Genomic DNA, 18,298 nt, shown 5'->3' on the forward strand with positions numbered 1-18,298 from the left:
GTAACCGGCCGGACGCGAAGTCCGGCCGGAGCCACCCGGCCCCCGATCCGAGAATTCGGGAGCCGGCGAGCATCACACTTGGGTGCGCCGTTCGTGTCGGCCGGACGCCGTTGGCCGGGTGTCTCGATGTGGCAGTCGAGGATGACGCTCGCCGACTACCCCCCTATTTACCCGTAAGACGCCTTCCAGAAACATGCCGGTGTCATCTACCCGCATTCGCAGAGTTCACACTTGCGCACCGCGCGTTGTGATCCTGCTCGCACGTACGCGCGGGCGTCGCACCCGGGGCCGTAATCTGGACGGGCGTACGGCTTTCAACGATGCGGGCCGTCGTCAGGGGAGATAAGGGGCGCCCAGGGAAGGGGAAGCATCGTGCACGCACACAATCCTGCCCAGGTCATCCGGCATATCGCCATCGTGCTCGCCGGTGCCGCAAGTATCGGGTTCACCGGCGCCGCAGGCGCTTACATCATGAGCCAGATGACCGATATCCAGCGTTCGGAGTCAGCGCCGCCCGCCCCGGCGCTCGAGCCCGGCGAATCCACCTCGGACGAGCCCGGATTCGATCCGGCCGTCGGCAAAGTGCTGTTGACCAGCGAGCACACCCCACTGCCCGCGCATTTCCGGACACCCACTGCCGTACCGGAACAGGTTGTCCCGCAGGTCGTTTCGACCGTGCCGGGCACACCGCCTGGGCTGGCCGGGACGCTGCATCTGGGCGATACCGCCTACGTCGGCGCGCACGTCGCGCCGGTCCGCACCAATACCTTCGCAATCACCCTCGATACCAACGTGTTCTCGACGCTGTCGAACATCCTGCTGTCCGAACCGGTCCGCGAGGGCCTCGGCGCACAGGACGAACTGCCCGGCGTCACGCGCCTGCGCACCGAACTCGACACCCGCTCCGGCGTCACCCTGGTCTTCTCCGACCCGGCACTCGGCGAGCACGCGATCCAGTTGAACCGCAGCCCCGCACCGGCGTCCACGCCTGGCACCATTACCGTGTGACGACCTCCACTCCGTACGACTTCTGCGTGCTCGGCGGCGGCATCGTCGGCGTCGCCACCGCAGACGAAATCCTGCGTCGTTATCCCGGATCCAGCCTGGTCCTGCTGGAGAAATCCCAGGCCCTGGCCACCCACCAGACCGGGCACAACAGTGGTGTCATCCATTCCGGCATCTACTACGAGCCGGGCAGCCTGAAGGCCGAACTGTGCCGCCGCGGCGCACAGTGGACCAAGGAATTCGCGGCCGCGCAGGGCATTCCGTTCGAAGTCTGCGGAAAACTGCTGGTAGCCACCGATTCCGGGGAGTATCGGCGCATGCTGGCCCTGCACGAGCGGTCGGTCAGCAACGGTGTCGAAGTCGAGCTGCTGGATGCCGCCGAGCTGCGCCGCCGCGAACCCCGGGTCACCGGCACCGGCGCCCTGTTCGTCCCGGGCACTGGCATCATCGACTTCACGAAAGTTGTTGTCGCACTCGCTGATTCGGTACGCCGAGCGGGCGGGGAAATTGTGCTCGGTGCGGAGGTCACGGCCCTCACCGAAACCGGCGATACGGTCACCGCGACCGGCCCGGCCGGTTCCTGGACCGCCCGGCAGCTGGTCGTTTGCGCGGGCCTGCAAGCGGATCGCATGGCCCGGCTCGCGGGCCTGCCCACCGATTTTCGCATCGTGCCCTTCCGAGGCGAGTACTACCAGCTGCCACCGGAACGAAAAGGCCTGGTGCGCACCCTGATCTATCCGGTGCCCGATCCGAGCCTCCCGTTCCTCGGCGTCCATCTGAGCCCGACCATCGACGGCTCCCTGACCGTCGGCCCGAACGCGGTGCTCGGTCTCGCCCGCGAGGGCTACCGCAAAGGCAGCGTCGACCTGCGCGACGCCCGCGAGGTCCTCGGCTACCGCGGCCTGCACCACGTCGCGCGAAACCACCTGAGAACCGGTGTGCGGGAACTGCGCAACTCCCTGTTCAAGCGCGGCTATCTGGCGGAATGCCGTCGCTACTGCCCGGAATTGACGCTCGCCGACCTGCAGCCGAAAGAGGCGGGCATCCGCGCCCAAGCGGTGCTGCGCGACGGAACCCTGGTGCACGACTTCATGATCGAACGCACGCCGCGCATGGTGCACGTCCTCAACGCACCCTCACCCGCCGCCACCTCGGCCATGCCGATCGCCGCCCACATCGTCGATTTGCTGCGCAGCTGAAGTTTCGCGGGGATTCCCGGATAAGCCTTAATAAAGAGGAGAGCTGTAGTACTTTTAGCGCAGCCGTGGATCGCCGCCGGAAATCGGGCAGGGAGGGCCGCATGGGCCACATCAAGTACGCGAGCGATGTCGGCGCTCCAGTTGAGGCGGCGTTCAGTTACACCGACAACTACGTCTTCGTTCCGGACTGGATGTTCGCCGTCGGCGCGTTCGAACCGATCGGCGAGATGGACCACGGCCTCGGCGCCCGGTACGCCGCCACCGCCCGGATCGCGATCTGGCGACCTGTTCTGGACTGCGAAATCACCGAGTACCGCCGCAATGTGGTGATCGGCTATACCCTGCGTGGTCCGCTTTCCGGGACGCTGACCTTGCGCTTCGATCCGCTCGGCTACGGGCGTGCGGTGCTCACCTCCGAAGCGGAGTACTCTGCTCCGCGAGGATTCACCGGCCGCGTATGCGCCCGCCTGGTGGATTCCGCGGTGCGCTCGGCGCTACGCCGCACCGAGTCGCAATTGCGAAGGGAGATAGAGGAATTCCACGGTACCGATCTTGTCGGCCGGATTGCGTAGGGTGCCAGCCATGATCATCGTGAGCACCGACGGATCCTGCCTCCGCAACCCCGGCGGCGCCATCGGCTGGGCTTGGGTCAATCACCAGGGGGGATCCAACAATGGGGGAGGCGCGTCCGGTACCAACCAGATCGCCGAGCTGCGGGCGGTGTACGAGGCGATCATCGCGCACCCGGGAGCCGAGCCGCTGCTCATCGAGAGCGACTCGCTCTACGCCATCAAATGCTCCTCGGAGTGGATCAACGGCTGGCGGATCAACGGCTGGCGCACCGCCAGCGGCGGCGCGGTGAAGAACGTCGAGATCATCAAGCAGATCGATCGGGCCATCGCCACCCGTCCCGGACCGGTGCGGTTCCGCTGGGTGCGCGGGCACGTGGGGAATTACTTCAATGAAAAGGCTGACGTGCTGGCTGGGGAAGCAGCACGGAAGGCGGCAGCGGCAGGGCCTAGCACCGACACGGCGCTGCCAGTAGATAAGCCGGTGGCCGAGAAGGCACCGGCGGCGCCCGCGAAGCCGACTCCGGCACCGACCCCGGAGAAGGCGTCCGCGCCTGCGGCTGCTCAGACCTTGACCCTGTTCTGAGCAGCCAAAAGAGCCTCCGGCTCAGTGGTACTGGGACCCACTGCGCCGGAGGCTCTTTCTTTGCCCTGGGGGGCTAGTTACCCGGCTTCGGCTCACCGCTCGGCGCCGGGGCGGGGGTGTTCGCCTGCGGCGCGGGGTTCGTCGCGCCCGGCAGCGCGGAGCCCGCGCCCTTGAGCATCGGCGAATCCAGCTTGCTCACCTTCCACTTGCCGTCGGTGTACTGCAGATCCGCGACGATCGCGACGTACTGCCGATCGGGAGTGGCCTGGGTGAAGTTGGTGCGGTAGTTGGCCAGCGTGACCAGCACCTTGGCCTGGCTGGTGTCGCCGGACTGGTAGCCGCACTCGACGTTGTCGGTCCAGGACTTCACCTGCGCCTGCACCATGGCGTCGCTCAGCGCCTTGCTGGCGTCGTCGAATTCCTTGAGGAACTCGCCGGTGGCGCCGTCCTTGACCTTGCTGAAGTAGGCGGGGAGGTCCTTGGAGAAGTCATAGGTCGAGACGTCGCGGCCGAAGGCGCAGGCAGTCTTGGTGGCGGAGTCGATGGCGGCCAGCTCGTCGCTCTTCTTGCTGGCCTGCATGTAGAACAGGGTCACGGCGGTGGCCGCCGCGACGAGCAGGATGCCGGCGGCGAAAGCGGCGATGATCGGCACCAGGTTCGAGGAGCGACCCCCGGAACCGGCGGGGGAGTCCGCGGCCTTCGGAACGTCGGCTTTGGCGTCCTTCTTGGCCAGGTCCGGCTTCGCCGTCACCGCGGCGGTCTCGGCCTTGACCGTCTTATCGGCCTCGGCCTTGTCCGTAGCCTCGATCTTCTCGGTGACCTCGGCGTCTTTGTTGGTGTCGGCGTCGTCCTTGGACATCGATACAACCTGCACTTTCCCGGCGCCCGGGGGCGCCGATCGGCTAGCGGCTCACCTGGGCGAACCGTACGCGTTGCTGCGAGTATGCCCCGTCCAGTGGGAGTGCCCTCGGACGGGGTGTGACTCATGCCTGCGCCTCGCTGACGCTCGGCTTCGGCATGTGTCAGGCACGCTGTGACATGGTTCGCTCACTTCGTTCGCTCACCGCACCGGCGGCAACGTCCGTTCGTTCGGATCGGCGTTCGGCGGCATCTGCGCGCCGTTGTTCGGCACGTCTGGACGCGGCGCATTGGCCGCGCCCCGGATCTGCTGGCCCGGAGGCGGATTCACGCAGTAGTTCCACTTGGGCATGGTGTTGTCCGACACGACCTCGTTACGGATCATCGGGGTGTCGTAGTAGCAGGTCGGGCGGGGCCAGACATCGAGGATGGTGTGGAATTCACCATCGTGGGCGGGCACGCCGAGCGCGTCCAGTCCCAGCGCCAGCGACGGGAACAACGCCCGCAGCGCCGGCTTGCGCAACTGCGCGGCCTTGGTGATAGCCACGAAGTTGGCGGCCAGGCTGGTGATCGGATCGGCCGTCCGGTCCAGCACCGCGCCCAGGCTGGAGAACTGTCCCGGGGCCTGATCCAGGATCGCCTGCAGCTCCGCGTTGGCGTTGTTGAACTGGTTGAACAGCACACCGGAATTCGCGGTCAGGGTCGCCAGGTCGGGCTGAGCGTGCGAGGTGGTCTCGGTGATGGTCTGCAGGTTCGCGATCAGGTTGGTGGTCTGCGGCAGCAGATTATCCAGGCCGTAGGAGGCCAGGCTGATGCCGTTGACCAGGCCGCGCAGCTGATCCGGGCCACCGCTGAGCGCGATATCCAGCTCGGACAGGATGACGGCGAACTTGTCCGGGTCGACCTGCGAGATCAGGGCGGTGGTGTTGTCGAGCACCGACCAGACCGGAGTCGGGGTCTTGATCCGCGAGGCATCGAAGTCGACCACCGAGCCGTCACGCAGGAACGGGCCCTGCTCACCCTCCGGCCGGAAATCGATGTACTGCTCACCCACGCCGGACAGCGCCTGCACCGAGATCAGGGTGTCCTGCGGGATCCGGTAATCGGAATCGATCTCGGCGGTCGCGGCGATGGCCTGACCCCGATTGGTCAACTGGATGGACTTGACCTTGCCGACCCGGTAGCCACGCAGGGTCACATCGTTGCCGGGCTGCAAGCCGCCGGAGCGGTCCAGATTGACCGTGACCGAGTAGGTCTCCTGCAGCGGATTGACCCGCATGATGCTGATCAACAGGTAGGTGGCGCCGACGATCAGCACCAGGACCAGCCCCGCGTTGGACAGGAACAGCTTGCTTCGGAGCACGTTTCCGACTCTGTTCATCGCTGGCCCCCCTCCACCCGGTTCTGAATCACCTGCAGTACCTGAAGGAAGCTGCCCGTGAAGTCGGACAGATCGTTCAGGTCGAACATCTTGCTGTTCGCCGGGTCGGTCAGCAGACCGACATCGAACATGGTCAGGGTGGCGTAGGTGGCCAAGCCCTTGCCCTTGAAGCTGGCGTCGGCCTTCGGCCGGATCTCGTGCAGCTGGTCGAGCGCGTACCCGAACTTGTCGCCGGTCGCGGCCAGCGCGTCCATCAGGTTGCGCAGATTCACCAGCAGGTCGCCCAGCTGATCACCGGTGGTGTTCGAGAAGTCCCCGAGCGCCGCGCTGGTGGTCGCCACCTTGGTGAGCAGATCCCCGAGCGCCCGGTTGTTCTCCGCGACCGCGCCGATCATCGGCGGCAGGGTGTCGGCGACCTCACCGAGTTCGTTGCGCCGGACCTCGATGGTGGTGGCCAGCGTGCTGAAGTTCCCGAGCACGTTGTCGATGTGCTGGGTGTTGGCGTTGAGACTGCCGACAACACCGGTCATTTCCTTGATCAGATGCGCGAGTTGGTCGCCGCGGCCGCCGACGATGGAGTCCAGCTCCGAGGTCAGCCGGCTCAGGCTGGCGATGCCGCCGCCGTTGAACAGCATGGAGACCGAGAGCAACAGCTCTTCGACGGTGGCGCCGGCCGAGGTCACATCCAGCGGCAACGTGTCGCCGTCCTGGAGCATCTGCACGCCGGGATCGGTCTTCGGCTTGGAGACCGCGACGAAGACATCGCCGAGCGGGGTCGCCTGCCGCAGTTCCGCCGTACTGCCCTTGGGCAATTCGATGTCCTTGCGGATGGTCAGGTCGACGACGGCCTGGAAGTTCTTGGTCTTGATGTTGGAGACCACGCCGACATCGGAACCACCGATCTTCACCTTGGCCTGATCGGGCAGATTCAGCGCGTTCTCGAAGACCGCGTGCAGGATGTAGGTGTCGTCGCCGGGGCCCGGCTTGGGCAGCGGCAACTCCTCGACGGTGAACCCGCAACCGGAGCTGACCCCGATGGCCGCCACCCCCGCCAGTGCCACAATCGCTTTACGAGCCTTGCTCATTCGGTTCGTCATTTCGTCAGTCCGAGCAGTGCGGCGGTCAGACCGTAGTCCGGCCCGAAGTCCTGCATGTTGCCGGTGCGGCAGCCGTCGGCCCGCATCTGGATCCGCTCACAGAACACGCTGACGATCTCGCCGCTGAGCGCGGTGCCGATGACGCCGTGCAGCCGGATGAACTGCTTGTCGCGGTTCACCACGCGGTCCATGTTCTGCAGCAGCATCGGTGCCGTGTCGACGATCTCGGTGAGGCCGTAGGCGTTCGCGCGCAGCTGGTCGGTCACGGTGGTCAAGCCGGTGAGCGTGCCCGACAGCTTGTCCTCGTACTGCACGAACACCGAGCTGGTGTTGGCCAGGAAGTCGTTGATCTGCTGCAGCGTCGCTTGCAGACCGGGTGCCTGCTCGGCCAGCAAGCCGGTCATCTGAGTCATCCGGTTGCTGAAATCGCGCACCGATTGGTCGTTTTCGGCCAGCATCGTGGTCAGCTCGTTGAGCTTGATGATGATGTTGGAGACCGCGTCCTTGTTGTCGACGCCGACCTTCAACGCGCCGGACAGCGCGTTGAGGGTGTCGCGCATCTTCTCGCCGTTGCCGTTCACCATCGGGTACAGCACCCGGCCGGAGAGCGCGCCGATGCCCTCCTGGCCTTCCTGCGGCTTGAGCGCCGCCGCGAACTGGTCGATGGTCTTGATCATCGTGTCCAGTTCGACCGGAGTGCGGGTGCGCTGCAACGGCAGGTGCTCGCCGTCCTTCAGCGCGTCGCCGCCGGTGTAGACCGGGGTCAGCTCGATGTGCCGGTCGGTGACGATGGACGGCGAGATGATCGCGGCGATCGCCTCTTTGGGGATCTTGGTGTCGTTGTCGATGGACATGTGCACCTCGACGAAGGTGCCCTTGGGCACGATCTTGTCGACCTTGCCCACCTGCAACCCGAGCACCGTGATCGGGTTGCCCTCGTACATACCGGCGATGTTCTCGAAGTCGGCGGTGATGCGCGTGGTGGTGCCGAGCGCGTTGTTCACCGAGCTCGGCAAGATCGAGCAGCTGCCGATGGCCAGCGCGGTCGCGCCCAGTAAGACTGAGCGACGGAGCTTCTGATTCCTCAACAGGGTCCTCACGTTCATCACTGGCACCCCTCGATCACGGACACCCGGCACAGCCAGTTGTCGGGGAACAGCCACGGCAGGCCGACTTCGGCGTAGTTGCCGTTGCTGCCCCAGGCGTTGGCCAGGTAGCGCACCGAGGTCGGCGCGATGGACAGCAGCCGGTCCAGGTTGTCCTTGTTCTTCTGCAGGCCCTCGGCCACGGTGTTGAGCTGGTCCAGCGTGGGCCCGAGCTGACCGTCGTTCTCGGCGCCGAGCTCCTGCAGCTGGCGGGTCAGCGTGGCCACGTTGTCGAGCAGCTGACGCAGCAGACCCTGGCGTTCCATCACCCGGTTGGCGATCGCCTCACCCTGGGTGATGATCAGCAGCACGCTGTTGCGGTTGTCGGCGAGCAGCTGGGTGACCTTGTTCAGGTCCTTGAGCAGGCCGTCCACCTCGGTCTTGCGCTTGTCCATGACCTTGGCCAGCGCACCGACCGAGTCGAGCGCCTGGGCCATCAGCTCCGGGTTGCTGAGTTCCTGGTTGATCAGGTTCAGCGACTCGTTGAGCTTCTGCGTGTCGAGCGCCTCGAACTTCGGCGTGCCGATCTGCACCACGTCCGCGAGGTTGTACGGAACGTCGGTGTTGGACTTCGGGATTCGCTTGCCGGGCAGGCCGGAGCCGTCGCCCGGTTCCAGGTCGACATAGCGAGCGCCGAGCAGCGTGGCCATCTTGATGGACGCGCGCGCGTCCGGGCCCAGCTTCAGGTCGCTGTTGACGTTCAGCTCCAGCAGGACGTGATCGCCCTCGATCTTCGCCCCGGCCACGGTGCCCACCGGCACGCCGGCGACGTCCACCTTGTCGCCGACGCGGATGCCGGCGGCCTGGGCGAATTCCGCCTTCACCGTCTGGTCGCCGACCCCGAGGAGCCGGAACACGCTGGAGACCACCAGCAGCACCACGACGACGGCAGCACCGAGGATGCCGAGCCAGAAGTAGCGGTTGTTGTCGAATCTGCGCTTGAGTTTGGTCATCATGGCCTGCACACCGCCGAGTGAGTTTTGCCGCCGAGTCCGGTCCGCTCGATAAAACCGCGCGGGAACAACACCCCGTACAGCGAGATATCCAGATGGCAGAGATAGGCGTTGGCGAAGGTGCCTTCGGAGGTGAAGACACCCGCGTTGGCGAGGACGGCGGGCAAATCGACCGCCGCCTGATCGAGCTGCGCGCCCGTGGCGATCAACAGGGTCAGTGCCGAGCGCGTGGAGTTCTGCGCCTCTTGGATCTTCGGCTGCACCTTGCCGATCATGTCGACCAGCGAGCTGGTCGCGTCCGCGATCGCCACCGTCGAGGTCTGCAGCGACTGGCCCTGTTCGTACAACCCGCCGATCAGTGACCGGGTCTGGGTCACCAGGGTCTCCAATTCATCACCTCGCTTGGCCAGCCCCTGCATCACGCCGGACAGGTTCACGATCACGTCGGTGAGGATGACGTCGCGGCGCTGGAAGTCCGAGGCCAAGGCCGCGGCCTGGGCGACGAACGCGCTCAACGAGACGCCGTCACCCTGCAGCGCCTGGATGAAGGTCTCCGACAGGCGGTTCACCTGGTCGGGCTGCAGCACCTGGAACAGCGGCTGGAAACCGTTGAGCAGCGCCGACACGTCGAAGGACGGTTCGGTGTGCTCCAGCGGAATGGTCGCCTTGTTCTTCAGCGGCTGCGGCGACGAGGATTGGCCCGGGGCCAGCGCGACGTAGCGCTGGCCGATCAGGTTCTGGTAGCGGACCAGCGCTTTGGTGTCGTCGTAGACCGTCTGGTCGGCCTGGACGATGAAGGTCACCTTGGCATTGTTCTTCGAGTCCAGCTCGATCTTCTCGATCTTGCCGACACGCACACCCGCCATCCGGACGTCATCGCCCTCGCGCAGACCGAGCACGTCGCTGAAGACGGCCGAGTAGGTCCTGGTGTCGCCGGGCACGATGCGCGCCAAGGTGTTCCAGACGACCACGGTCACCAGGATCGAGACGATCGCGAAGAGACCGAAGCCGATCAGTGGTTTCTTGATACTCACCGGCTACCCCCACTTGGAGTCACTTGCAGGGTTCCGTTCCTCATGATCGTGCTCAGCAACAACACTTCCGACGCCGTCGGCTTGCGACCGAGCAGCTGCGTCATCGCGTCCTCGCCTTGGTAGGAGATGGGCGCGGCGGCCGGCTTGACCTCCGGCTGTTCCGCCGGAGCGGCGGGGGCCGCGGGCGCCGGCTCGCCGCCGAGCAGACCCGGCAGCCACGGGAACAGACCCTCCAGCGGAGTGCCGGCGAACGGCTTGGTCGGATCCTGTGCGGTCGGCGCGGGCGCACCTTCGGTGGTCAGGCCCGGGATCATCGGCAGACCCGGGATCGGCAGCAACGCGGGCAAGCCGATGGACGAGTCCAGCCTGCGTGGCTTCAGATTCTCCGGCAGCGGCGGCAGGATCGCCTCCGCCGGCGCGGTGGCGCAGCTCGGTCCGGCCAGCTCGTCGTAGCGCGGGCAGTCCGCGGCGGTCCACGGCTTGTACGGAGTGAAGGTCAGTCCGAGGTTCCACACCATCTGCTTCTGCGGACCCCAGGTGAAGACGGTGTTCAGCTTGGCCGTCGAATTGCCCAGGTTCACGATCGCCTGGGTGACGGACTGCGGATCCGCGGCCAGCGCGCCGAAGGTGTCACTGGTGCCGGCCGTGAGCTGCTTGCCCACATCGGGATTGCGCGCGAACAGATCGTTCACCTTGTCCACGGTGGAGCTGGTGCCGGTGATCAGCTCGACCAGCTGGGCGCGGCGATCGGCGATGGTGCGCGCGGTCTGCACCGAGCTGTTCACCACGTCGAGCAGTTCCGGCGCGGACTGGTTCAGCGCGTGCAGCGAGCCCGCGAAGTCACCCAGCATCACACCGAGATCCGGGATCGACTGGTCCACCGACAGCAGCCAGCGATCCAGCCGCTCGACGGTGGAGCCGGGCATCCGGCCGCTGCCGTCCAGCGCCTGCGACAGCGTGCCGAGCACGCGGCCGAACTGCACCGGGTCGATCTTGTCGAGTACCTTCTCGACCGAGGTCAGGGTGTCCTGCAACGCGATGGTGCCCTGGCTGCGATCCTCCTCGATCACCGCGCCCTCGCGCAGGAACTGATCGGACGGACCGTTGAAGACCAGCTCGACCGAGGTGACAGCGAACAGGTTGGACGGCACCACACGCGCGGTGACATTGGACGGAACGCCCTTGGCCAGATCGGGTTTCATCTCGATCCGGACGTTCTGCGTTTCGCCCCGGGCCGCGACGTCGACGTCCTTGACGGCGCCCACCAGCACGCCGCGGAACTTCACATCCGCCTTGGCCGGGAGTCCGTCGCCGGTGGTGGTCAACTGCGCGACCACATTCACCTTCGGCACGAAATAGCCGCGGTAGCGAGCCATCAGGAAGCCCATGATCAGCGCGAAGACGATAAGTCCCGCCACACCGGCCACCATCAGCTGCCGCATCGTGGGCCCGCGCCCACTCGGATCAATGATCATCTCGCCCTACCCCGATATCCGGATTCCAGCGTCGGTACCCCAGATCGCCAGCGTCATGAACAGGTCCGCGAAGACGACCAGGATGATGCACATCTTGATCGCCCGGCCGGCCGCGACACCGACGCCTTCCGGGCCACCCGAGGCGAAAAAGCCGTAGTAGCACTGGATGAACGTGGTGATCGCGACGAACAGGATCGCTTTCGCCAGTGAGTAGATCACGTCCGTGGGTATCAGGAACTGATAGAAGTAGTGCGCGTACGTTCCGCTGGCGGTGCCGCCGATCATCTGCACGGTGAGCGAGCAGGAGATGTAGGCGACGGCCAGGCCCAGGCAGTACAGCGGGATGATGGCCACGATCGCGGCGAACATCCGGGTACTCACCAAGTACGGAAGCGGGCGGATCGCAATGGATTCCAGCGCGTCGATCTCCTCGGAGATCCGCATCGCGCCCAGTTGCGCGGTGAACCGGCACCCGGCCTGCGCGGCGAATGCCAGGGAGGCCAGCAGCGGTCCGAGTTCACGCGTGGTGGCGAAGGCCGAGATGGCGCCGGTGATCGGGCTCAGACCCAGCAGGTTCAGCGAGGTATGGCCTTGGATGGCGACCGTCATACCGCCGAACGCGCTCAGGATGACGACGACGCCGATGGTGCCGCCGCCGACCACCAGATTGCCGTTGCCCCAGGTGACGTCGGAGAGCAGGCGCCACACTTCCTTGGGGTAGTGCTTGAGCGCCAACGGGATCGAGCCGACCGACCGCAGGAAGAAGAAGACCTGGTGACCCAGGCGCGCGAGCAGGTCGACCGGAGCTTGCCCGGCACGCCTGAGTTGCTGAAGGGGCCGCAGCAGTGGCGGCACATAAGTTGAGGACACCGGCTCAGACCACCTGTGGGGGGAAGAGAGTGTTGTAGATCTGGGTGATGATGAGATTCACCCCGAACAACATGATTGCGGAGGAAACCACCGCCGAGTTCACCGAATTGGCGACACCGCCAGGTCCGCCGCGCGTATTGAGCCCGGTGTCGCAGGCGATGATCGCCGCGAGCAGGCCGAAGATCAGCGACTTCAGCAGCGCGACGAACAAATCGAAGGTGACGGCGAACGAGGAGAAGGTGCCGATGTAAGAGCCGGGGGTGCCGTTCTGGGCGAAGATATTGAAGATGTAGCCGGTCAGGAAGCCGACGAAAACCACGAAGCCGCAGAGCAACACGCTGACCAGCATGGCGGCGCCGAGCCGAGGGGCGACCAGGCGGCGCATCGGGTCCACGCCCATCACCTTCATGGCGTCGATCTCTTCACGAATGGTGCGCGAGCCGAGGTCGGCGCAGATCGCCGAACCGACCGCGCCGGCGATCATGATCGAGGTGACCAGCGGCGCGCCCTGCTGAATGATGCCCAGGCCGTTGGCCGCGCCGATGAACGAGGTGGCGCCGACCTGGCCGGCGACCGCGCCGACCTGGATCGAGACGATCACGCCGATCGGGATGGCTACCAACAGCGTTGGCGCCGCGGCCACATTGGACATGAAGGCGCACTGGCGGACGAATTCGTTGAAGGGGAAGCGGCGCCGGAAGATCGAGACGAAAAGCTCTGCGACAGCCGCGATTCCCATGAGGATCTGGCGGCCGAAGGTCTCCAGCGACTTCTTCGGATGATCTTCCCAGTAACCCCTCGTCCAATCGACCGCATCACTGAACCGTGACCTCGGTGGGCTCTTGGTCGACTGCACTCGCTATCCCCTCTCGACGCCAGGTTGGACAACCCCGACGACTGTTTGCTTGACGCACCTTACTACGGAGTAGTGCAGAACACACCATGGTCATGTGATTGCAGTCATAGATTGATGTCACTGCTTGGGAAAAGGCCAGGGATAGGCGTCCATCATTTGGGATGTGCCCCAAAAAGCCAGGCCAAGTTCTAGAACCCGTTACAGTTAACCTGCGGTGTTACCGCCTGGTGGGGAGTATCTCGGGGTAATTACCAGGAAAACATTCATCTAAAAAACGACTGTTTTCGAATGCCAATTGCACAATCGGATGCCGTCCCCGAAATACAAATCTCACGACCGTTCAAACGGTTTCAATAGGGCCTCGCTATCAGCGACACCCACCCCTACATGACGCGCCCGAGACCGAATACTGACACGATGGGTGCGACAGATTGATATCGTGCGGGCTTCCGACGTCTGGAGGGACATGTTCAGCAAACTCGCCAAGGTGGCGCACGCTGCCTTCGCCGTAGCCCTGGGTGCGGCGCTGCTCGGGACGGGCGCTGGAGCCGCGCAAGCCGCGCCCGCCCCGCCGGTCCTGGGTGGTGGCTCCGGGATCATCATCGACAACCAATTCGAATGCACCGTCACCACAGTCGGTTACGACAATGCGGACCGGCTCGTCGGGCTCACCGCCGGCCACTGCGGCGAGGCGGGTGCGCAGGTCTACGCCGAGTCCGACCGCGACGCGGGCGTGATCGGCAGATTCGTCTACTCCAACCACGACCTCGACTACGCGGTCATCCAGTTCGAGCCGGGCCGGATCGTGCCGGTGAACCGGATCGGCGGCGTCACCATCACGGGAATCGGTGCACCGCCGTCGTTCCCGCAGATCGTCTGCAAGGAAGGCCGGACCACCGGCAATACCTGCGGTCTGGCGTGGGGTGACGTGTTCGACAGCAAGATCGAGACCTGGTCCCAGATGTGTGTCGTGGAAGGCGATTCCGGTGCGCCGGTGGTCGTCGGCTCGACGCTGGTCGGCATGGTGAACGCCTACCTCGCCCTGGCCTGCTTCGGTCCCGAGGTCGGCACCAACATGAACGTGATCATGGATGACATCAACGCCCGTGGCGGCGTCGGAGCTGGTTACCGGCCTATCTAGGACGGACAACTCGAGGATGGGCGGGCGCACAGGCGCCCGCCCATCGTCGTTTCCGGGCAGCGGATCTCAGGCCCCCGACAGCGATCGGCGCGGGGCGACCGCCGGGCCGGAGATCGCGCACTGCGGGACGCAGTCGATGCGGTCCGGCTCCGGCGCCTTACGCAGCTGCACCGGCGGTTTGCGCTCCGGACGCAAGAGCACCGCCGCCAGCAGCGCTCCGGCCACCAGCAGCCCCACACAGATCCACATCGCGGTAGCGAAGCCGCGGTCGAACTCGGTTGCGTCGGACAGGGATCCGGAGATGCCCGCCAGGCCGGGCAGCGCGGCCACCGCGAGCAGCTGGGCGGTGCGGGCGACGGCGTTGTTGACGCCGGAGGCGACACCGGCCTCGCTGGCCGGCACCGCGCCGAGCACGGCCCCGGTGAGCGGGGCGACCAGCACCGCCAACCCGAGCCCGAAGACGAACACGCCGGGCAGCACATCGGTGAGGTAGACGGTGTCGGGGCCGATGCGCAGCAACAGGATCAGGCCCGCGGCGGCGAGCAGCGGACCGAGCGTCATCGGGAGGCGGGCGCCGTGCACCTGCGCCCAGCGGCCGGCCGGCGCCGACAGCACCAGCATGATCAGCGTGATCGGGACCGTGGCCACCCCCGACATCAGCGGCGAATAGCCCGCCACCAGTTGCAGTTCCAGCACGAGCAGGAAGAACACGCCGCCGAGTGCCGCGTACACCGCCAGGGTGACCAGGTTCGCCGCGGTGAAGACCCGGGAGCGGAACAGCGCCGGCAGCACCAGCGGATGATCGCTGCGCAGTTCGATCACCACGAAGGCGGCCAGCAGCAGCAGACCACCGGCGATGAGCAGCGCGTTGGTCTCGATCAAGCCGAAGGTGAGCGCACCGAGCGCGAGCGCGACCACTACCGCGCCCGGAACATCCAGGCGGGCAACGGCGTCCGGATCCCGGCTCTCCGGCACGTGGCGCAGCGCCACCAGCACGACCACCAGCACCAGCGGCACATTGAGGAAGAAGATGGACCGCCAGCCCACCACGTCGATGAGCCAGCCGCCGAGGAACGGGCCGAGCGCGCCCGCGACGCCGCCGAACCCGGACCACAGCCCGATCGCGGCGCCCTGGTCGCGGTTGTCGATGGAGGAGGAGATCAGCGCTAGGCTGCCCGGGGTGAGCATCGCGCCCGCGATGCCCTGCAGGACGCGCGCGGCCACGAGCATCTCGATATTCATCGCGGCGCCGCAGAGCACCGAGGCGATCGCGAAACCGATGGCGCCCCAGATGAAGACCTTGCGCCGGCCGAGCCGGTCACCGAGCGAGCCGCCGAGCAGGATGAACGCCGCCAGGGTGAGCGTGTACCCGTTCAAGGTCCACTGCAGGCCCGCCACATCGGTGTCCAGATCCGCGCCGATGCGGGGCAGCGCGATGTTGACGACCGTCGCGTCCAGCGAGGCCACCGACGAACCGAGAATCGTCGCGAGCAGGATCCAGCGGCCGTTGGCCGACTGCAAGCGGGGCAACTCCGAGAGGGTGCTCACCGATACAAGGTAGCTACCCGCACCGACAGCGCGGGGCTACATGTCCGAGACGCACACCACGAATTTGCGTTCCTTGTAGGTGAATCCGGAGCCCGTGCCGCAGGACGCCACCTCGGCGGTGTTCTGTTTGATGCTGACCACCTTCACGCCCTCGGCGGCGGTGGTGTCGGTGCAGTCGACGCGCTTGGGGTCCTCACCGCCGACGTCCATGCAGTCGCCGACCACCCAGTCGATGTCCAGGCACAGCGCTCCGGTCTGCACGCCGTTGCGCTTCTCGGCGTAATAGCTGTCGCGATCGCTGACACACTGCGAGGTGTTGGGCACCTTGCCGATGATCTTGTAGTTCGAAGTCTTACTGCCGCAGGCGACCTTCTCGATCTTCGGGTCGTTGCTGGCGCCGCCGAGGCTGACGCAGTCGCCGACGGCCGCGTCGAAGTCGATGTCACCACCCTGGTCCGGGGTGGTCGGGCTACCGGATTTGCTCGTGCTCGACCTGGGGCTCGAACTCGGTTTCGCCGTCGAGGTTTTCGTGGTGCTGGTCTCCACCGCGTCGACGGTTCCGTCCCCGGCCGGCCTGGCCTGACCCGGAATGGTTTCCCCGCACGCGACCAGGGCCAGCACGGCCACCACAGCACTGATGCCGAGCGCGAGTCGCTCGAGTTGACCTGACACGTACAGTCCTCCCGAGCTGCCCGCCGAAATAACACGCCATGCTTACATAATCGCCGCCCGTGCGTCGACTCGTAACAAGGCGCCGGCGCCACTGCCGCGCCGTGCCGGGGACCAGTAGAAACACGATTCTTTCAACTTTGCCCACTAGGGTGGGGTGACCGGTGGAGGGAAAGGGGCAGTCCGTGAAGCTGATCAGCGCGCTCGGTGTGGCGTCCGCTGCGGCCGGAGCCTCGTTCCTGTTGCCCGGCCCGGCCACCGCCACCGATGTGCACTGCGCGTCCGACAGTGGCGTCGACATCACCGTCATCGATGGGCGCACCGCCTGTCGCGCGGTCACCGACGCGATCGGGCAGGCGCGGGCCGCCGGTTTCGACGGCGTCGGCTACGCCAATGCCACCCTCGGCGCGGTCGCGCTCGGCATCGGCGCGGCCGGTGGGGTCGGCGCCAGCGAAGGCACGGGCGGCATGCCGATCGCCATCGGCCTGGGGCCGGACGCGATCGCACTCACCACGCTCTCCGGCGAGGGGCCGGCGAGCGACACTCTCGGCATCTCGATCGCGGTGAACGGATCGCGGGCTCAGGTCAGCACCGCCGAGAACACGGTGGTGTGCCTCGGGTCGGGGGCCTTCGCGTGGAACTCGGCCACCGGGGCGAGCTGCCTGGCGACACCGTTCGGGCTGCGCGCCTAGAACGGCGTGATCTTCATCACGAACCGGTTTGGTGGCTACCAAAACCGTACGGACGGACGCGATTCGATCCCGCCCGGGACTCGCCGGGGTGACCGGCACCTTTAGTCAATGTTGGTGACCCTCAACAACTTCTGTGTCGTAGGACACACCGGCCGGTCGGCCCGTATCAATCCCGAAACGCGCTGGCTTCCGGTCGCGCCCGGCGGGTAGGAAGGACGGACGGGGTCGGGTCAGTTCTATTTATTTCTTGGAATGGATGAGGTACCTATGCATGCCGGTTCGCACAACAGGTCGCTGCCGAGATCGCAATCCCGGCTCTCCCGTCGGCTCCGGCAGGGCGTCCTATTGTCTGCGGCCATCGCGGCGGCCGGTGCCCTGATCGTCGCTCCGGCTCAGGCCGAGCCGCTGATCCCCGGGTTCCCCGGGCTGGGCTCCTCGGCCACCGATCCGGCCCCGAAGGTCACCTTCGCGCCGCCGAGCATCAATATCGCCGACGGCGACACGGTCGGCGTCGCGCAGCCGATCATCATCAACTTCAAGGACCCGATCGCCGAGGGCGACCGCGCGGCCGTGGAGAAGGTCATCAAGGTGACCTCGTCCAAGACCGCGCCCGGCCACTTCACCTGGTGGGGCGACAAGCAGGTGCGTTTCCGGCCGAACGATTTCTGGCCGGACAACACCGACGTGACCGTGGAGGCGGGCGAGACCCGCAGCGCCTTCAAGATCGGTGACGCGGTGATCGCCACCGCCGACGACGCCAGCCACACCATGACCATCACCCGCAACGGTGAGGTCGTGAAGACCATGCCGATCTCGATGGGCAAGCCCAAGCACGAGACCCCCAACGGCATCTACATCGTCGGCGAGCAGCTGAAGAAGATGACGATGGACTCCTCCACCTACGGTGTGCCGATCACCGATCCCGAGGGCTACAAGGTCGAGGTCGAGTACGCCACCCGGATCTCCAACAGCGGTATCTTCGTGCACGCCGCGCCGTGGTCGGTCGCACAGCAAGGTGTTTCGAACGCCAGCCACGGCTGCCTGAACGTGAGCACCGACAACGGTCGCTGGTTCTTCGAGAACGTGAAGAAGGGCGATCCGGTGATCGTGCAGAACACCACCGGCGGAACCCTCAACGCGCGTGACGGTTTGGGCGACTGGAACTGACCGCGTCCTAGCTGAACGAAGAAGGGCCACCGGATTCCGGTGGCCCTTCGGCG

General features: G+C 66.1%; 18 protein-coding genes. 7 read left to right on the top strand and 11 right to left on the bottom strand.

Features of this window, described 5'->3' with window-relative positions:
* The first annotated feature begins 372 nt into the window (after positions 1–372).
* The 4 genes from IBX22_RS17260 (at position 373) to IBX22_RS17275 (ending at position 3,359) form a co-directional block, all read left to right on the top strand.
* A complete protein-coding gene (locus IBX22_RS17260) occupies positions 373–1,008 on the top strand; it encodes a hypothetical protein (protein WP_194816574.1) in 636 nt (211 codons plus the stop codon).
* Positions 1,005–2,204, top strand: coding sequence for an L-2-hydroxyglutarate oxidase (gene lhgO / locus IBX22_RS17265; protein WP_194816575.1), 1,200 nt, complete (start codon positions 1,005–1,007; stop codon positions 2,202–2,204). Before IBX22_RS17260 ends, lhgO begins: the two co-directional genes overlap by 4 nt.
* Positions 2,205–2,305: 101 nt before the next feature.
* A complete protein-coding gene (locus IBX22_RS17270; RefSeq protein ID WP_194816576.1) occupies positions 2,306–2,776 on the top strand; it encodes an SRPBCC family protein in 471 nt (156 codons plus the stop codon).
* A 10-nt stretch (positions 2,777–2,786) separates the two neighbouring features.
* Complete coding sequence (locus tag IBX22_RS17275) at positions 2,787–3,359, top strand: ribonuclease H (RefSeq protein ID WP_194816577.1); 573 nt, start codon at positions 2,787–2,789, stop codon at positions 3,357–3,359.
* A 73-nt stretch (positions 3,360–3,432) separates the two neighbouring features.
* On the opposite strand, the gene IBX22_RS17280 is transcribed toward IBX22_RS17275, so the two are convergent.
* The 9 genes from IBX22_RS17280 to IBX22_RS17320 all read right to left on the bottom strand — a co-directional run bounded on the left by IBX22_RS17280 (position 3,433) and on the right by IBX22_RS17320 (position 13,028).
* On the bottom strand, positions 3,433–4,218 hold the full coding sequence (locus IBX22_RS17280) for a hypothetical protein (RefSeq protein WP_194816578.1): 786 nt from the start codon (positions 4,216–4,218) through the stop codon (positions 3,433–3,435).
* 201 nt (positions 4,219–4,419) lie between these two features.
* Positions 4,420–5,598: an MlaD family protein gene (locus tag IBX22_RS17285; protein ID WP_194816579.1), complete on the bottom strand. Its 1,179-nt coding sequence runs from the start codon at positions 5,596–5,598 to the stop codon at positions 4,420–4,422.
* Entirely contained in the window at positions 5,595–6,683 is a 1,089-nt protein-coding gene (locus tag IBX22_RS17290; RefSeq protein ID WP_228538850.1) for an MCE family protein, read from the bottom strand. The genes IBX22_RS17285 and IBX22_RS17290 overlap by 4 nt, the downstream gene beginning before the upstream one ends.
* A gap of 8 nt (positions 6,684–6,691) precedes the next feature.
* Positions 6,692–7,801, bottom strand: a complete 1,110-nt coding sequence (locus tag IBX22_RS17295; protein ID WP_194816581.1) for an MlaD family protein — start codon at positions 7,799–7,801, stop codon at positions 6,692–6,694.
* Complete coding sequence (locus tag IBX22_RS17300) at positions 7,801–8,793, bottom strand: MCE family protein (RefSeq protein WP_194817756.1); 993 nt, start codon at positions 8,791–8,793, stop codon at positions 7,801–7,803. The genes IBX22_RS17295 and IBX22_RS17300 overlap by 1 nt, the downstream gene beginning before the upstream one ends.
* Complete coding sequence (locus IBX22_RS17305; protein WP_194816582.1) at positions 8,793–9,827, bottom strand: MCE family protein; 1,035 nt, start codon at positions 9,825–9,827, stop codon at positions 8,793–8,795. The genes IBX22_RS17300 and IBX22_RS17305 overlap by 1 nt, the downstream gene beginning before the upstream one ends.
* Positions 9,824–11,302 (bottom strand): MCE family protein, encoded by a 1,479-nt coding sequence (locus tag IBX22_RS17310; RefSeq protein ID WP_194816583.1) that lies wholly within the window; start codon positions 11,300–11,302, stop codon positions 9,824–9,826. Before IBX22_RS17310 ends, IBX22_RS17305 begins: the two co-directional genes overlap by 4 nt.
* A gap of 6 nt (positions 11,303–11,308) precedes the next feature.
* Positions 11,309–12,172, bottom strand: coding sequence for an ABC transporter permease (locus IBX22_RS17315; protein WP_194816584.1), 864 nt, complete (start codon positions 12,170–12,172; stop codon positions 11,309–11,311).
* A 4-nt stretch (positions 12,173–12,176) separates the two neighbouring features.
* Complete coding sequence (locus tag IBX22_RS17320; RefSeq protein WP_194816585.1) at positions 12,177–13,028, bottom strand: ABC transporter permease; 852 nt, start codon at positions 13,026–13,028, stop codon at positions 12,177–12,179.
* 466 nt (positions 13,029–13,494) lie between these two features.
* Here IBX22_RS17320 and IBX22_RS17325 point away from each other — a divergent pair, with 466 nt between their 5' ends.
* On the top strand, positions 13,495–14,169 hold the full coding sequence (locus tag IBX22_RS17325) for a S1 family peptidase (RefSeq protein ID WP_194816586.1): 675 nt from the start codon (positions 13,495–13,497) through the stop codon (positions 14,167–14,169).
* 66 nt (positions 14,170–14,235) lie between these two features.
* On the opposite strand, the gene IBX22_RS17330 is transcribed toward IBX22_RS17325, so the two are convergent.
* Entirely contained in the window at positions 14,236–15,717 is a 1,482-nt protein-coding gene (locus IBX22_RS17330; RefSeq protein WP_309234650.1) for an MFS transporter, read from the bottom strand.
* 36 nt (positions 15,718–15,753) lie between these two features.
* A complete protein-coding gene (locus IBX22_RS17335; protein WP_194816587.1) occupies positions 15,754–16,389 on the bottom strand; it encodes a hypothetical protein in 636 nt (211 codons plus the stop codon).
* A 182-nt stretch (positions 16,390–16,571) separates the two neighbouring features.
* Between IBX22_RS17335 and IBX22_RS17340 the strand changes: the two genes are divergently transcribed.
* Together IBX22_RS17340 and IBX22_RS17345 are read left to right on the top strand one after the other, a co-directional pair.
* On the top strand, positions 16,572–17,078 hold the full coding sequence (locus IBX22_RS17340; protein ID WP_194816588.1) for a DUF6764 family protein: 507 nt from the start codon (positions 16,572–16,574) through the stop codon (positions 17,076–17,078).
* A gap of 267 nt (positions 17,079–17,345) precedes the next feature.
* Positions 17,346–18,245, top strand: a complete 900-nt coding sequence (locus tag IBX22_RS17345) for a L,D-transpeptidase (RefSeq protein ID WP_375540269.1) — start codon at positions 17,346–17,348, stop codon at positions 18,243–18,245.
* Positions 18,246–18,298 lie beyond the last annotated feature (53 nt).

Origin of the sequence: Nocardia sp. XZ_19_385, from assembly GCF_015355755.1 — a bacterium.
GTDB lineage: Bacteria > Actinomycetota > Actinomycetes > Mycobacteriales > Mycobacteriaceae > Nocardia.

Excerpts from the sequence above, each read along its gene's own strand:
- IBX22_RS17270 (WP_194816576.1), top strand. The coding sequence starts at position 2,306 with ATGGGCCACATCAAGTACGCGAGCGATGTCGGCGCTCCAGTTGAGGCG.
- IBX22_RS17275 (WP_194816577.1), top strand. The coding sequence starts at position 2,787 with ATGATCATCGTGAGCACCGACGGATCCTGCCTCCGCAACCCCGGCGGC.
- IBX22_RS17280 (WP_194816578.1), bottom strand. The coding sequence starts at position 4,218 with ATGTCCAAGGACGACGCCGACACCAACAAAGACGCCGAGGTCACCGAG.
- IBX22_RS17285 (WP_194816579.1), bottom strand. The coding sequence starts at position 5,598 with ATGAACAGAGTCGGAAACGTGCTCCGAAGCAAGCTGTTCCTGTCCAAC.
- IBX22_RS17290 (WP_228538850.1), bottom strand. The coding sequence starts at position 6,683 with ATGAGCAAGGCTCGTAAAGCGATTGTGGCACTGGCGGGGGTGGCGGCC.
- IBX22_RS17295 (WP_194816581.1), bottom strand. The coding sequence starts at position 7,801 with ATGAACGTGAGGACCCTGTTGAGGAATCAGAAGCTCCGTCGCTCAGTC.
- IBX22_RS17300 (WP_194817756.1), bottom strand. The coding sequence starts at position 8,793 with ATGACCAAACTCAAGCGCAGATTCGACAACAACCGCTACTTCTGGCTC.
- IBX22_RS17310 (WP_194816583.1), bottom strand. The coding sequence starts at position 11,302 with ATGATCATTGATCCGAGTGGGCGCGGGCCCACGATGCGGCAGCTGATG.
- IBX22_RS17325 (WP_194816586.1), top strand. The coding sequence starts at position 13,495 with ATGTTCAGCAAACTCGCCAAGGTGGCGCACGCTGCCTTCGCCGTAGCC.
- IBX22_RS17345 (WP_375540269.1), top strand. The coding sequence starts at position 17,346 with ATGCATGCCGGTTCGCACAACAGGTCGCTGCCGAGATCGCAATCCCGG.